The sequence below is a fragment of the Streptomyces genisteinicus genome (assembly GCF_014489615.1).
In the GTDB taxonomy this organism is placed as follows: domain Bacteria; phylum Actinomycetota; class Actinomycetes; order Streptomycetales; family Streptomycetaceae; genus Streptomyces; species Streptomyces genisteinicus.
On record NZ_CP060825.1, the window covers coordinates 2,936,251 to 2,950,404 of the forward strand.

Annotated in this window: 11 protein-coding genes; 3 read left to right on the forward strand and 8 right to left on the reverse strand. The window is 71.9% G+C overall.

Translation table 11 applies throughout. The features are described from left to right. Nucleotides 1-76 precede the first annotated feature (76 nt). The gene (locus tag IAG43_RS12760) at nt 77-574 is read left to right on the forward strand and encodes a MarR family winged helix-turn-helix transcriptional regulator (RefSeq protein ID WP_187740878.1); all 498 of its coding nucleotides are present in this window, start codon (nt 77-79) and stop codon (nt 572-574) included. Nucleotides 575-585: 11 nt separating this feature from the next. Here the strand turns inward: IAG43_RS12760 and IAG43_RS12765 are convergent, their stop codons facing one another. The 4 genes from IAG43_RS12765 to galT all read right to left on the reverse strand — a co-directional run bounded on the left by IAG43_RS12765 (nt 586) and on the right by galT (nt 4,749). Then, nucleotides 586-1,338: a response regulator transcription factor gene (locus IAG43_RS12765; RefSeq protein WP_223006047.1), complete on the reverse strand. Its 753-nt coding sequence runs from the start codon at nt 1,336-1,338 to the stop codon at nt 586-588. Nucleotides 1,339-1,636: 298 nt separating this feature from the next. Then, on the reverse strand, nt 1,637-2,743 hold the full coding sequence (gene galK / locus IAG43_RS12770) for a galactokinase (protein WP_187740879.1): 1,107 nt from the start codon (nt 2,741-2,743) through the stop codon (nt 1,637-1,639). Then, the gene (gene galE, locus IAG43_RS12775) at nt 2,740-3,708 is read right to left on the reverse strand and encodes a UDP-glucose 4-epimerase GalE (RefSeq protein ID WP_187740880.1); all 969 of its coding nucleotides are present in this window, start codon (nt 3,706-3,708) and stop codon (nt 2,740-2,742) included. The genes galK and galE overlap by 4 nt, the downstream gene beginning before the upstream one ends. Continuing rightward, nucleotides 3,709-4,749 (reverse strand): galactose-1-phosphate uridylyltransferase, encoded by a 1,041-nt coding sequence (gene galT, locus IAG43_RS12780; RefSeq protein ID WP_187740881.1) that lies wholly within the window; start codon nt 4,747-4,749, stop codon nt 3,709-3,711. Nucleotides 4,750-5,005: 256 nt separating this feature from the next. Here galT and IAG43_RS12785 point away from each other — a divergent pair, with 256 nt between their 5' ends. Continuing rightward, nucleotides 5,006-6,676 (forward strand): sodium:solute symporter family protein, encoded by a 1,671-nt coding sequence (locus tag IAG43_RS12785; protein WP_187740882.1) that lies wholly within the window; start codon nt 5,006-5,008, stop codon nt 6,674-6,676. 21 nt (nt 6,677-6,697) lie between these two features. Beyond that, nucleotides 6,698-7,030: a hypothetical protein gene (locus tag IAG43_RS12790; RefSeq protein ID WP_187740883.1), complete on the forward strand. Its 333-nt coding sequence runs from the start codon at nt 6,698-6,700 to the stop codon at nt 7,028-7,030. 9 nt (nt 7,031-7,039) lie between these two features. Here the strand turns inward: IAG43_RS12790 and IAG43_RS12795 are convergent, their stop codons facing one another. The 4 genes from IAG43_RS12795 to IAG43_RS12810 all read right to left on the reverse strand — a co-directional run bounded on the left by IAG43_RS12795 (nt 7,040) and on the right by IAG43_RS12810 (nt 14,149). Beyond that, entirely contained in the window at nt 7,040-7,726 is a 687-nt protein-coding gene (locus IAG43_RS12795; RefSeq protein WP_187740884.1) for a helix-turn-helix transcriptional regulator, read from the reverse strand. A 351-nt stretch (nt 7,727-8,077) separates the two neighbouring features. Continuing rightward, complete coding sequence (locus IAG43_RS12800; RefSeq protein WP_187740885.1) at nt 8,078-9,919, reverse strand: outer membrane protein assembly factor BamB family protein; 1,842 nt, start codon at nt 9,917-9,919, stop codon at nt 8,078-8,080. A 46-nt stretch (nt 9,920-9,965) separates the two neighbouring features. Next, on the reverse strand, nt 9,966-11,711 hold the full coding sequence (locus IAG43_RS12805) for an outer membrane protein assembly factor BamB family protein (RefSeq protein WP_187740886.1): 1,746 nt from the start codon (nt 11,709-11,711) through the stop codon (nt 9,966-9,968). A 632-nt stretch (nt 11,712-12,343) separates the two neighbouring features. Further along, nucleotides 12,344-14,149: an ABC-F family ATP-binding cassette domain-containing protein gene (locus tag IAG43_RS12810; protein WP_187740887.1), complete on the reverse strand. Its 1,806-nt coding sequence runs from the start codon at nt 14,147-14,149 to the stop codon at nt 12,344-12,346. Nucleotides 14,150-14,154: the final 5 nt, after the last annotated feature.

A 14,154-nucleotide genomic window follows, 5' to 3' on the forward strand; every position in this document is an offset into this window, starting at 1 on the left:
CAGGAGACTATATCTTGACGTCAAGATAAACGATATCAAGAGACTTCATGTCGAGGGACCCTCTACACTGATCGTCATGGAGGACGAGGTCGATCGACTGGTCGCGGCTTGGCGCCGAGAGCGCCCCGACCTCGACGTGGAACCGCTCGAGGTGCTCAGCCGCGTCTCGCGGCTCGCACGTCACCTCGACCGCGCCCGCCGGCTCGCCTTCTCCGAGCACCAGCTGGAGCCGTGGGAGTTCGACGTGCTCACGTCGCTCCGCCGCGCCGGAGCCCCCTACCAGCTGTCCCCCGGACAGCTGCTCACCCAGACCCTGGTCACCTCCGGCACGATGACCAACCGGATCGACAGGCTCGCCAAGAAGAACCTGGTCGAGAGGCTGCCGGACCCCAGTGACCGGCGCGGGGTACTGGTCCGGCTGACCCCCGAGGGCCGCGACCGGGCCGACCAGGCGCTGGCCGGTCTGCTCGCGCAGGAACGGGCCATCCTGGCCCAGCTCTCCGGACAGCAGCGCGGCGAACTGGCGGCGCTGCTGCGCCGGCTGACCGCCCCGTTCGACAACATCCCCGGCTGAGGGGCTGCCTCCTACGGGACCGCCCGGAGGTTCGGGGTCAGGTCCGCCGGGCCGACACCCGCCCTGCGCGCCAGGGCGACCGCCGCCAGCGTGGAGTGCACCCCGAGTTTGCCCAGGACGTTCTGCATATGGGTCCGGACGGTGTGCGGGGACAGGAAGAGGCGCTCGGCGACCGCTTTGCGCCCCAGGCCCGCCACCATGCAGCGCAGCACCTCCTGCTCGCGCGGCGTCAGCGACTCGACCAGCTGTTCGCTCTCGGTGCGGTGCTTGCGGGCCGCGGTCAGCTCCCGCAGCACGCCGGTGAGCAGGGCCGGTGACAGATGGGTCTCGTCGCGCAGCACCCCCCTGATCACGCTCAGCAGGCGCTGCAGCGAGCAGTCCTTGGCGATCCAGCCCGACGCGCCCGTCTGGAGCGCCAGGGCGGCCCGGCCCGGGTCGTCCTTCTGCGCCAGGACCACGGAGCGCACGGCGACACCGTGCGCGCGCACTCCGGCGACCAGCGAGATGCCGTCCACCACCGCCTCGGCGTCGCGCGCCGACGGCACCGGCCGCGGCGCGGGCAGCCCGGCCGTGCCGAGGTCGGCGTCGACGAGCATGACGTCGAACCGCCGGCCCTCGGCCGCCGCGCGCTCCAGACACCGCAGCGCGGCGGGCGCGCTGCCGGCCGCGGCCACGTCGACGTCGGGCTCGGCGGCGAGTGCCGCGGCGAGCGACTCGGCGAAGATTCGGTGGTCGTCCACCACCAGGACCCGGATACGAATCACCTGCACCCCCAGTGCGGGAGGACGGATCTGCGCGGACACGGCGCCTGGGATGCGGTACGCGGAGCGCACGGCCGCCGCCGTGCTCTCAGTGATACCCCGCCCCGGGCGCCGTACCCGACGGTCTCGCCCCCTGATCAACACCGGCCCCCACCGGCGTTGTGCATCAGAGTACGGACGAGGGCCGGTCGCGGAAGCCCTTTTGCAGAACTGACCGCCTCCGGCGTTGCCGGTGGTGCTGATGTGTCACACAGTGACAGTTGCCGGCGCCGCCCCCGGGGAGGCGCCGGCGGTGCGCCCCTCAGGAGAGCCGGCGTGCGCCCTCCGCCGGGACCGCCGTGAAGAGCCGCGGTTCGCGCAGGGAACGGTCGGCGAAGGCGTCGAGGACCGCCTTGCCGACGTCCGGGGAGCGGGACGCCTCGGTCAGGACGATCGCCGAGCCGCCGAAGCCGCCGCCCGTCATCCGCGCGCCGAGCGCGCCCGCGCCGACGGACGCCTCGACCACCAGGTCGAGTTCGGCGCAGGAGACGGCGAAGTCGTCGCGCAGCGAGGCGTGGCCCTCGGTCAGCACGGGGCCGATGGCCCGGAAGTCGCCGGCCGCGGCGTGGCCGGTCACCCGCTCCACACGGGCGTTCTCGGTGACCACGTGGCGCACCAGGCGGCGCACCTCGGGGTCCTCGACGCGGCCGAGGGCCTCGTCGAGCGAGTCGTACGGGACGTCCCGCAGCGCGCTCACGCCGAGGGCCGCCGCGCCCGCCTCGCAGCCCGCGCGGCGCCTGCCGTACTCGCCCTCGCTGTGGGAGTGCTTCACCCGGGTGTCGACGACCAGGAGTTCGAGGCCGTGGGCGGCGAGGTCGAAGGGGATCTGGCGCCGGGTCAGGTCGCGGGTGTCCAGGTGCAGGGCGTGGCCCCGTACGCAGCAGGCGGACGCCGTCTGGTCCATGATCCCGGTGGGCGCGCCGACGTAGAGGTTCTCGGCGCGCTGGCAGAGCCGGGCCAGTCCGGGCCGGTCGAGGCCGAGTTCGTACAGGTCGCTCAGGGCCAGCGCGGTGACGACCTCCAGGGCGGCGGACGAGGAGAGTCCGGCGCCGGACGGCACGGTGGACTCGTAGTGGATGTCCGCGCCCCCGACCCGGTGTCCGGCGTCGGCGAGCGCCCAGACGGCACCGGCCGGGTAGTCGGTCCACGAGCCGGAGCGGCGGCCGGGGTCCAGGTCGGCGACGCGCAGCTCCACCGGGTCGCCCGGCACATCGGCCGAGTGGAGCCGCAGCACGCCGTCGTCGCGGCGTGCCACGGTGGCGACCGTGGTGTGCGGCAGCGCGAAGGGCATCACGAAGCCGTCGTTGTAGTCGGTGTGCTCACCGATCAGATTCACCCTGCCGGGCGCAGCCCACACACCGTCCGTCATGACGCTTCTCCCCTTCCGCGGGCGAACGCCCAGGCGTCGGAAACGATGCCGGCCAGGTCGGCGCGGCTCGGTCGCCAGCCCAGGCGTTCCCGGGCCGTGTCCGCGGAGGCCACCAGCACCGCGGGGTCGCCGGCCCGGCGCGGGGCCAGCACCTCGGGCACGGGGTGGCCGGTCACCTTGCGGACGGTCTCGACGACCTCCCGCACCGAGAAGCCGTTGCCGTTGCCGAGGTTGCAGATCAGGTGCTCGCCGGCGGCGGCCGCGCCGAGGGCCAGCAGGTGGGCCTCGGCGAGGTCGGCGACGTGGATGTAGTCGCGGACGCAGGTGCCGTCGGGGGTCGGGTAGTCGTCGCCGAAGACGGAGATGGCCTCCCGCCGGCCGAGGGCGACCTGGAGCACGAGCGGGATCAGGTGGGACTCGGGGTCGTGGCGCTCGCCGAAGTCGCCGTAGGCGCCCGCGACGTTGAAGTAGCGCAGGGAGACCGCGGCCAGGCCGTGGGCGGCCGCCTCGCCGCTGATCATGTGGTCGACCGCGAGCTTGGTGGCTCCGTAGGGGCTGGTGGGGGCCGTCGGGTCGGACTCGGTGATGGGCGTCGAGACCGGTTCGCCGTAGGTCGCCGCGGTGGAGGAGAAGACGAGGGTGCGCACCCCGGCGCCGCGCATGGCCGCGAGCAGCTCGACGGTGCCGCCGACGTTGTTCCGCCAGTACTTCTCCGGGTCCGTGACCGATTCGCCGACCTGCGAGAACGCGGCGAAGTGGAGCACTCCGCCGTAGGAGGCGTCGAGCACGCGGGCGGCGTCCTGGACGCGGCCCTCGACGAACTCGGCACCGGCCGGCACTCCCTCGCGGAAGCCGGTGGAGAGGTCGTCGAGCACGGTCACGCGGTGGCCGGCCTCCAGCAGGTGCTGCGCGACCACGCTGCCGACATATCCCGCCCCGCCCGTGACCAGGTACTTGTTGCTCACTTAGCTCGCTACCTCTCGCAGTCGTCCGGCCGCCGCCTCCGGCGGCACGTCGTTGATGAACACGCTCATACCGGACTCGGAACCGGCGAGGAACTTCAGCTTGCCGGAAGTGCGGCGGATGGTGAAAAGCTCGAGATGGAGAGCGAATTCGTCCCGCTCCGGCGCCGTGAACGGCGCCTGGTGCCAGGCGGCGATGTAGGGCGTGGGCGGTTCGCCGGTGCCGAAGATCCGGTCGAAGCGCCTCAAGAGTTCCAGATACATCTGTGGGAACTCTGTGCGCGCCGCGCCGTCGAGGGCGCGCAGATCGGGGACGCGGCGCTTCGGGTAGAGGTGGACCTCGTACGGCCAGTGCGCGGCGTAGGGCACGAAGGCGATCCAGTGCTCCCCCTCCATGACGACCCGGGAGCCCTCCGCGCGTTCCCGTTCGACGACCTCGTCGAAGAGGTTGCCGCCGCCCGCCTCGCGGTGGGCCGCGGCGGAGCGGAGCATCAAAGCGGTGCGGGGGGTGGTGAAGGGGTAGCCGTAGATCTGGCCGTGCGGGTGCTGGAGCGTGACGCCGATCTCGGCGCCGCGGTTCTCGAAGCAGAAGACCTGTTCGACGCCGGGGACGGCGGCGAGTTCGGCGGTGCGGTCGGTCCACGCCTCCAGCACGAGGCCCGCCTGCTCCTCGGAGAGGTCGGCGAAGGACGCGTCGTGGTCGGAGGTGAAGCAGACGACCTCGCAGCGGCCGTGCTCACCGGCGAGGGAGGGGAAGCGGTTCTCGAAGACGACGACGTCGTAGTCGGTGTCGGGGATCTCGCTGAGGCGCCCGTCCCGCGAGGGGCACAGGGGGCACTCGTCGGCCGGCGGATGGTAGGTGCGCGCCTGGCGGTGGGAGGCGACGGCGACGCTGTCGCCGAGGAGCACGTCGCGGCGGATCTCCGAGGCGGTGGAGACCGCGTCCAGCGGCCGCCGGTCGGCCGCGTCGCGCGCGAGGTCGTCGCGGGAGTCGTAGTAGACCAGCTCGCGCCCGTCGGCGAGCCGGGTCGACGTCTTCTTCACACGGAACTCCTCGTCCCACCCCTACCCAACAGAACCGAACACAAAAAACCACGACCGAACATCACTGTCAAGGCTCCGGCGGCGCCCGACCCCTGCACGGCCCAACGGCGGCGCATCTCGCGCACGGCGTCCACCCCGCCACCCTGGGTCACGCTCCATCACGATCGAACAAAGAACACCATCAGAAGTGTTCATTTCTCGAACATCAATGCGTACGTTGCCGGATGACTCAGTTCGCGCAACGAAGCGAGTACTCATGCAGCACCTGGCCGACGGGCTCCGGCTCCCCACGAACGGGCTCGACTACGCAATCCTGGCGATCTACTTCGCCGTCGTCCTGGGCATCGGCTTCGCCGCCCGGGCGAGTGTGAAGACCAGCCTCGACTTCTTCCTCTCCGGCCGCTCCCTGCCCGCATGGGTCACGGGGCTGGCCTTCGTCGCCGCCAACCTCGGCGCGACCGAGATACTCGGCATGGCGGCGACCGGCGCGCAGTACGGCGTCGCCGTCGTCCACTGGTACTGGATCGGCGCCATCCCCGCGATGGTCTTCCTCGGCCTCGTGATGATGCCGTTCTACTACGGCTCCAAGGTCCGCTCGGTCCCCGAGTTCCTGCTCCAGCGCTTCGACAGGTCCGCACACCTGCTCAGCTCGGTGCTCTTCGCGTTCGCCGCGATCCTCATCGCCGGCGTCAACCTCTACGCGCTGTCCATCGTGGTCGAGGCGCTCCTCGGCTGGCCGCAGTGGGTGTCGATCGTCGTCGCGGGCGCCTTCGTCCTCGCGTACATCACCATCGGCGGCCTCTCCTCGGCCATCTACAACGAGGTGCTCCAGTTCTTCGTCATCCTCGCCGCGCTGCTTCCGCTGACCTTCCTCGGCCTCAAGCGCGTCGGCGGCTGGGACGGGCTGACCGGCTCGCTGGAGAGCAGCCACGGACCCGAGTTCCTGACCGCCTGGGGCGGCACCGGCATCGGTGACCCCAACCCCCTGGGCGCCAACTGGCTCACCATCGTCCTCGGCCTCGGCTTCGTGCTCTCCTTCGGCTACTGGACGACCAACTTCGCCGAGGTGCAGCGCGCCCTGTCCGCGAAGAACCTGTCCGCCGCCAAGCGCACCCCGCTGATCGCCGCGTTCCCGAAGATCTTCATCGTCTTCCTGGTGATGATCCCCGGCCTCGTCGCCGCCGTCGTCGTCCCGAAGATCGGCACCGCCGGCTCCGACCTCACCTACAACGACGCCATCCCGCTGCTGATGCAGGAACTGCTGCCCAACGGCGTCCTCGGCATCGCCGTGACGGGTCTGCTCGCCGCCTTCATGGCCGGCATGGCGGCCAACGTCTCGTCCTTCAACACCGTCTTCACGTACGACATCTGGGCCAAGTACGTGAAGACCGGCCGCGACGACGCCTACTACCTGCGCTTCGGCCGGCTGATCACCGCGATCGGCGTGCTGTGCTCCATCGGCACCGCGTTCCTGGCGTCCAGTTTCAGCAACATCATGGGCTACCTCCAGACGCTGTTCTCCTTCTTCAACGTGCCGATGTTCGTGGTCTTCATCATCGGCATGTTCTGGAAGCGGGCCTCGATGAAGTCCGGCGTCTGGGGCCTCCTCGCCGGCACCACCGCGGCGATGGTGAACTACTTCGTCGTCTACAAGCAGGGCATCGTCGACATCCCCTCGGAGCAGGGCGCCAACTTCGTCTCGGCGATCGTCGGCTTCGTCGCGGGCGCGGTCGTGATGGTCGTCGTCACCCTCTTCACGGCCCCCAAGCCGGAGGCCGAACTCGCCGGCCTGGTCTACGGGACCCGCTCCCCCGGCATGGCCGAGGCGCCCGCCGAGGGCGACGACGCCTGGTACCGCAAGCCCGCGCTGCTGGGCTGGGGCGCGATCGCCATCGCCGCCCTCTGCTACATCCCCTACTCCTTCTGATCCGGTCGGAGGCCGAAGACCATGTCCGAACTGCACCGCGAAGTCTCCGAACTGGAGGGCAGGTCCGCGACCGCGGCACGCCTCTTCGACATCCGCCGCATCATCGGCGGCCTGTTCACCCTCTACGGCGTCATCGTCACGGTCGCCGGCGTGTTCGCGTCCGACGCGGACCTGGAGAAGGCCGAGGGCGTCAACATCAACCTGTGGACCGGACTCGGGATGCTCGCCCTGGGGCTGTTCTTCCTCGCCTGGTTCGCCCTGCGGCCGGGCACCGCCCCCGAGCCCGCCGACGGACCCGCCACCGAATCCGCCGACGGCCCCGGCGGCGGGAAGGAGGAGCCGACGGCACCCTGACGGCGGACGCTACGGCCGGCCGGGCGGCGTACCGAGCGCCGCCCGGTCGAGCAGCCCGGTCCGGGCGGCCAGCGCCGCCGCCTCCAGCCGGGACCCCACCCCCAGCTTCATGAGCACCCGCTGCACATGCGTGCGCGCGGTGCTCGACGCTATCCCCATGCCGGCCGCTATCCGCCGGGTGTCCTCACCCTCGGCGACCCGCACCAGCACCTCCACCTCGCGGGGCGTCAGCAGCGTCAGCAGCCGCTGGCCCTCGTCGTCGGGCTGCGCCGCGGGGTTGAGCAGCTCGGCGAAGGCCCCCTGGAGCAGCTGCGGCGCCACCACCGCCTCGCCCGCGCGCACCTTGACCATGGCACGCTCCACGCCCTCGATGCGCTCGTCGTGGCGCACGTAGCCGGACGCGCCGGCGGCGAACGCCGCCGCGATGCCGCGCGGGCTGGGCACCGGCCCGAGGACCACCACCGCGACCTGCGGCCGCTCGCGCTTGATCCGCACCACGGGGTCGAAGGCGCCCGGCGCCGCCGGCGCCTGGGTGCCCAGCAGGCACACCTCGGGCGCGCGCGCGACGACCAGCTCCGCGGCCCCCGCGGCGGGCGCGGCCGCCGCGAGCACCCGGTGCCCGCGCAGTTTCAGTGCCGAGGCGAGCGCCTCGGCGAGCAGTCTGTGGTCGTCGACCACGATGAGCCGCACGCCCATCGAGCAATCCCTCCCCGTCGGAGCCGGCCCCCCTGGCCTCCTGACCACGGCAAGCTACACGCTCGTGCCTCGCCGCGTGCCCAGGTCCCGGCAGAAGGCTCACGGATCACCGAATTAGGCGCCGATCGACGCCGGTTGCCCGGCCGATGGTGTAGGAACCGGCCCGCCGACGGGCGCCCGCCCCGCCCCTCCGGCCGGCGGACCCCCGAAGATACGGCCACCCGCGGCGGCCCCGAAACCGGCGCGCCCGGGGACGGGACCGCTCAGGGACAGACCGCCCGGGGACGGCCGTGGCCCGGACCGCCGGGAGAGGCGGGCCGGGCCACGGGCCGGACAGAAGGACAGGACGGATCAGTCGGCGACGGTGAAGACGATCGCCAGGTACTTCTTGCCGAACTGCGACTCGCTCGCCCGCGGCTTGCTCATCAGGTCCTGCGAGATGAAGAAGCGGCCGGACTGGTAGCGGTACTCGGAGCCGTTCTCGGTGAAGCTGGTCTCCGCGTCCCGCACCGAGCGGTCCGCCGGGTTCTCCAGGAGGACCGTCTGCTCGAACGTGGCGCCGTTGATGCTGACGACCTGCCCGCCCTTGTTGTAGGGGGGCCACTTGTAGACGATCAGGTTGCCGCCGTCCATCCGGAGCGGCAGCGAGTGGTAGCCCGGGCCCGCGTCGGCGCGCTCCGGGGTGCCCTTGCCGGTGGCGAGGTCGAACGCGATGATCTCGTTGGTCCGGCCCAGCTCGCCGCCCGCGTCGTGCTCGGCCGTCGGCAGGTAGAGCTTGTTGTTGCCGACGACGACGAACTGGCAGCCCTCCACGCCGTCGCTGGCGGAGCAGCGCGCCAGGTACTTGTCGCCGGGGGCCGCGATCCGGGCGAGCAGCTTGCCCGTCTTGCCGTCGATCGAGAAGAAGTCGGAGATGCCGAACGTGCCGGTGTCGCCGACGTCCGCCGCGACGACCAGCGGGTCGGTGGACACGACACGCGCGTCCTCGACACCGGCGGGCATCTTGTACGTGGACAGCGGGGTGCCGTTGTCGGCGTTGACCGGCTGGACCATCGCGGTGCGGCTGCCGTAGTCGCCGCAGGTGCGGACGGCCACGAGGGCCTTGCCGCCGGCGTAGCCGATGTCGCGGCAGTTCTCCGCGTCGACCGTCGGCTTCCAGCGGACCTCGCCGGTGTTCAGGTCGAACGCGGCACCGCCGTACAGACCGCCGGCGGCGACCGTTCCGCCGCTGATGGTGACCTGCTCGAACTGCGTCTTGTCGTCACCGCTGGTGTCGCCGGTGACGGACTTGCTCCACAGCAGCTTGCCGGTGGTCAGGTCGAGCACACCGACCTCGGTGCACTTCTCGTAGAACTTGGGCGCGGTCCGCTTCTTGGCCTCGAAGAGGATCGCCGTCTTGTTGTCCTCGGTGACGTGCCGCGAGCCGGCGCAGACCTGGCCGGCCAGCGGGGTCGTCCACAGGGCGTTGCCCTTGGCCACGTCGTAGCCGACGACCGAGTTCACCCCGGGCTTCACGAACGCCTTGTCGGTGACCCAGGAGCCGGGCACCGCGGTCAGGTCCTCGCGGGCGGGCTCCGGGAGCTGGTAGGCCACCTTGGAGCCGGTGTTGGCGCCCGGCTTCTCCTTGCCGGGGCCGTCGGGCGCCGTCTTGGTGTCGCCGTCGCCGTCGCCGCCCTTCCCGCCGCCGCCGGACGCGCCGCCCGAGGTGCCCGCCTCGTCCTTCTTGCCGTCGTCGCCGGACGAGGCGTAGACGATGCCGCCGACGACGATCAGCACGATGGCCACGCACGCCGCGATGATGATCTGCATCTGCGTGCTGATCTTCCGCCCGCCGCCACCGCCGGGCTGCGGCGCCGCCGGCTGCATGGGCTGCGTCGGGTAGCCGTACGGCTGCTGCTGCCCCGGCGCACCCTGCTGCGGGTAGCCGTACTGCGGCTGACCGGCGGGCTGGGTCTGCGGGTAGCCGTACTGCGGCTGGCCCGCGGGCTGCGTCTGCGGGTAGCCGTAGGAACCGCCCTGCGGCGGGGTCTGCGGGTAGCCGGGCGAGCCGCCCTGCGGCGGCGGGGTCGGCGCGCCGAATCCGCCGGCCGGGGGCTCCTGGGGCCCGCCGAACCCGCCCTGCGAGGGCTGGTCCGGCGGCTGGTTCGGGGGCGGTCCCGGCGGCTGGTTCGGCGGGGGCGGCGGCTGCGTCATGGGGTGTCTACCTCGGGGGACGGGGCGGGGAGGGGGTCGGGGGTGATCACTGGCCGAAGCCCATCATGGTCTTCGTCTTCTTCTCCTCCTCGTCGTTGCCGGCGCTCACCCGCCCGCTGGCGATGAAGAAACGGCCGTCGGTGTAGGCCATCTTCGGCGAGTAGAAGGAGCTCTCGATCTGCGAGGTGGACGCGGGGTTCTGCAGCACCGTCGCCGGCGCGCCGCCGGACGGGGCGATCGTCGCGAGCGTGCCGCCCTGGTCGTAGCGGGCGCCCATGTAGACGAGGAGCTTGCCGCCCTCGATGCGCAGCGGCGTCATCTCCCGCTCGGCGGGGGCCTTGGAGCGCCAGGCCGCCTTGCCGGTCGCGAGGCTGAACGCGACGACCTCGTTGGCGTTGCCGTATCCGGTGTCCGTGGACATGTAGAAGTTCTGGGCGTCGGCCGCGACGCCGGTGCAGCCCTCGAGGTTCTGGCCGAAGACCACGAACGCGCCGCCGCAGCGGGGGGCGAACTTGTCCTTGCCGCCGTCGATCGTCGCGCGGAGCTTGCCCGCGTCGGTCAGCGCGATGATCGACCACTTCTTCGGCTCGCGCTGCGTGAGGGAGACGACCAGCGGGCTCGACGAGTAGACCTTGTCGATCTCCCAGCCCTCGGGGGTGTTGTACGACCACTTCACCTTGCCGGTGGCCGGGTCGAGCTCCTGGAGCTGATGCTTGGGCTTGTCGTAGTCGCTGGTCGGGCAGGACGCCCCGGCCAGCAGCTTCGGCCCGCCGGCGAAGGCGAACGGCTTGCAGCCCTCGGTGGGGCCGGTGAACAGCTGCTTGCCGTCGGCGAGGGAGAAGCCGTAGGAGCTGCCCGTGCCGCCCACCGCGAGGGTGTCGCCGCTGATGGAGAGGGTGTAGTCGGCCAGCGACGCGAAGGCTCCGGTGGGCTTGGGGATGGACTTCTTCCAGCCCGCCTTGCCGGTCTTGAGGTCGACCATCTGGAGGTCGTTGCACTTGGCCTTCTCGGTGAGGCCGTCCTCGATGCCGAAGACGATCCGGCCGTCGGCGGAGGCGTTCACCGGGGCCGAGCACACCTTGGTGCTGACCGGGACGCTCCACTTCTTGCTGCCGTCGGACGTCGAGTACCCGGCGATCTCCCGGTGCATGGCCTTGACCACGGTGTCGCCCACGGTCCACAGGCCGAAGACCTCGGCGCCGTTGCGCGGCAGGTCGACGTCGTTGGTGTTGAGGAAGAGGACCTTCGACTCGCCGTCCTTGCGGCCCGCGTTGAGGTCCTCGGCGCCCTCGCCGCCGCCGTCGCCCTTGCCGTCGCCCTGGTCCACGCTCGGTGAACCGGTCGGCTTCGGGGCCTCGCTGGACTTGCTCACCGTCGGCTTGTCGTCCTTGTCGTCACCGCTGAGCACGACGTACGTGCCGCCGCCGACGACGAGCAGCGCCGCGACCGCCCCGGCCACGATGACGCCCGGCTTGCCCTTGAGGAAACCGCCCGGGCCGCCGCCGGAGGGCGGGGTGGGGGCGCCCGGGTACTGGGGCTGCGTCGGGTAGTTGGTGTACCCCGGCTGCTGCCCGTACGGGCCGGGCTGCTGCGCGTACGGCCCCGGCTGCTGCGCGTACGGACCGGGCTGCTGGCCGTACGGGCCGGGCTGGCCCTGCTGCGGGTAGCCGTAGCCGGGCGCGCCCGCCGGCGGCGTGGGCGGTGCCGGCGGCATCTGGGGCGGCTGGGCGGGCGGCTGCGGGACGCCCTGCGGGTCCTGGGGTGCTCCGAAGCCCGGCGGCGGCTGTGTCATGGCGTACTACCTCGTGTGTGGTCGGATGGGGTGAGGAGTCGTGGTGTCCGGTCGGACCGGACCGCGTTCATCCGCCGGCAGGCGGTGGTGTGCGGAGCCCGTGGACCCCGGCGCCGCGCGGTACGCCGCGGCGCGGCGGTGCGGGGAGGAACCGGCGGAGTCCGCACGGGGACGAGGCAGGGGGCCGAGGCGCACGGGCCCCGGCGCGGCAGGCGGCGCGGGGCGGGCCGGCCACGAGGCGGCGGGCACCCGGCGCGGGCGCCGCAGACACGGGCGGGGTCGGGGCCGAGGTCGGCCGTGACCGAACAGGCAGCTGGTGCATCGGCGCCTCCCCCCGTATCCCCTGTCCGCCGCGCCCGGCGCGGTTGCCCCAGGGAACTCCCCCGACGGCCCCCGTGCACCCGTCGTTCCGGCGTCCGCGGCACGGGCGCGGTGCGTCGCGGATTCGGCCGGACCGTTCCCTCGGGTCCGCCGACTTTCGGCCGACCGGGGCAGGGCGCGTTTTCTTTCTACCATTCATGCGCGAGGCAGAACGGGTCCGGTCCTCCGCTGTTCCCAAGGGAGGACCGGGCCGTGATGCGGTTGTTACGCGCTTTCCACGGCTTCCTCACCGATGGCGCGCACGGCCGGAACTACGCGTCCTCTGCCAGCTCCAGCCACCGCATTTCCAACTCTTCGCGTTCGCCGACGAGTTCGCGGAGCTGCGCATCCAGTTTCGCCACTTTCTCGAAATCCGTGGCGTTATCGGCGATTTGCGTGTGGAGTGTGGACTCCTTACCGGCGATCTTGTCGAGCTGCCGCTCGATCCGCTGCAATTCCTTCTTCGCCGCACGGGCGTCGGCCGCCGGCTTCTCCTTCGCTCCGGCGGACGCGGCGGGCGCCGGGGCGGGCGCGGCGGCCTCCACCATGCGCGCCCGGCGCTCCAGGTACTCGTCGATGCCCCGCGGCAGCATCCGCAGCGCGCCGTCGCCGAGCAGCGCGAACGTCCGGTCCGTCGTGCGCTCGATGAAGAACCGGTCGTGGGAGATCACGATCATGGAGCCGGGCCAGCCGTCGAGCAGGTCCTCCAGCTGGGTCAGGGTCTCGATGTCGAGGTCGTTGGTCGGCTCGTCGAGGAAGAGCACGTTCGGCTCGTCCATCAGCAGCCGCAGCAGCTGGAGCCTGCGCCGCTCACCACCGGAGAGGTCGCCGACCGGCGTCCACTGCTTCTCCTTGCCGAAGCCGAACTGCTCGCACAGCTGCCCGGCGGTCATCTCCCGGCCCTTGCCGAGGTCGACCCGGTCGCGCACCTGCTGCACGGCCTCCAGCACCCGCAGGGCCGGCGGCAGTTCCGTCACGTCCTGCGACAGGTAGGCCAGGCGCACCGTCTTGCCGACCACGACGCGGCCGGCCACCGGCTGCCGCTCCCCGTCGCTGTCGGACGCGTCGGCGAGCGCGCGCAGCAGCGAGGTCTTGCCGGCGCCGTTGACGCCGACCAGGCCGATCCGGTCGCCCGGCCCGAGCTGCCAGGTCACGTGCTGCAACAGCACCTTGGGGCCGGCCTGGACGGTCACGTCCTCCAGGTCGAGGACGGTCTTGCCGAGCCGGGCGGAGGCGAACTTCATCAGCTCGGACGTGTCACGCGGCGGCGGCACGTCGGCGATCAGCTCGTTCGCCGCCTCGATGCGGTAGCGGGGCTTCGACGTGCGGGCGGGAGCGCCGCGCCGCAGCCAGGCGAGCTCCTTGCGCATCAGGTTCTGCCGCTTGGACTCCTCCGTCGCGGCGATGCGCTCGCGCTCGGCGCGGGCGAAGACGTAGTCGCTGTAGCCGCCCTCGTACTCGTACACGTCGCCGCGCTGCACGTCCCACATGCGGGTGCAGACCTGGTCGAGGAACCAGCGGTCGTGGGTGACGCAGACCAGCGCCGAGCGGCGGTTGCGCAGGTGCTGCGCCAGCCAGGAGATGCCTTCCACGTCGAGGTGGTTGGTCGGCTCGTCGAGGACGATCAGGTCCTGCTCGGCGATGAGCAGCTTGGCCAGCGCGATGCGGCGGCGCTCACCGCCGGACAGCGGGCCGATCACCGTGTCGAGGCCCTGCGGGAACTGGGACAGGTCCAGCCCGTCGAACAGCCCGGTCAGCACGTCGCGGATCTTGGCGTCGCCCGCCCACTCGTGGTCGGCGAGGTCGCCGATGACCTCGTGCCGGATGGTGGCCGCGGGGTCGAGCGAGTCGTGCTGCGTGAGCACGCCGAGCCGCAGTCCGCCGCTCTGGGTGACCCGGCCGGTGTCCGGCTCCTCCAGCTTGGCCAGCATGCGGATCAGGGTGGTCTTGCCGTCGCCGTTGCGGCCGACGACGCCGATCCTGTCCCCCTCGGACACGCCGAGGGAGACGGAGTCCAGCAGGGCACGGGTGCCGTACACCTTGCTGACCGCCTCGACATTGACCAGGTTGACGGCCATTACTC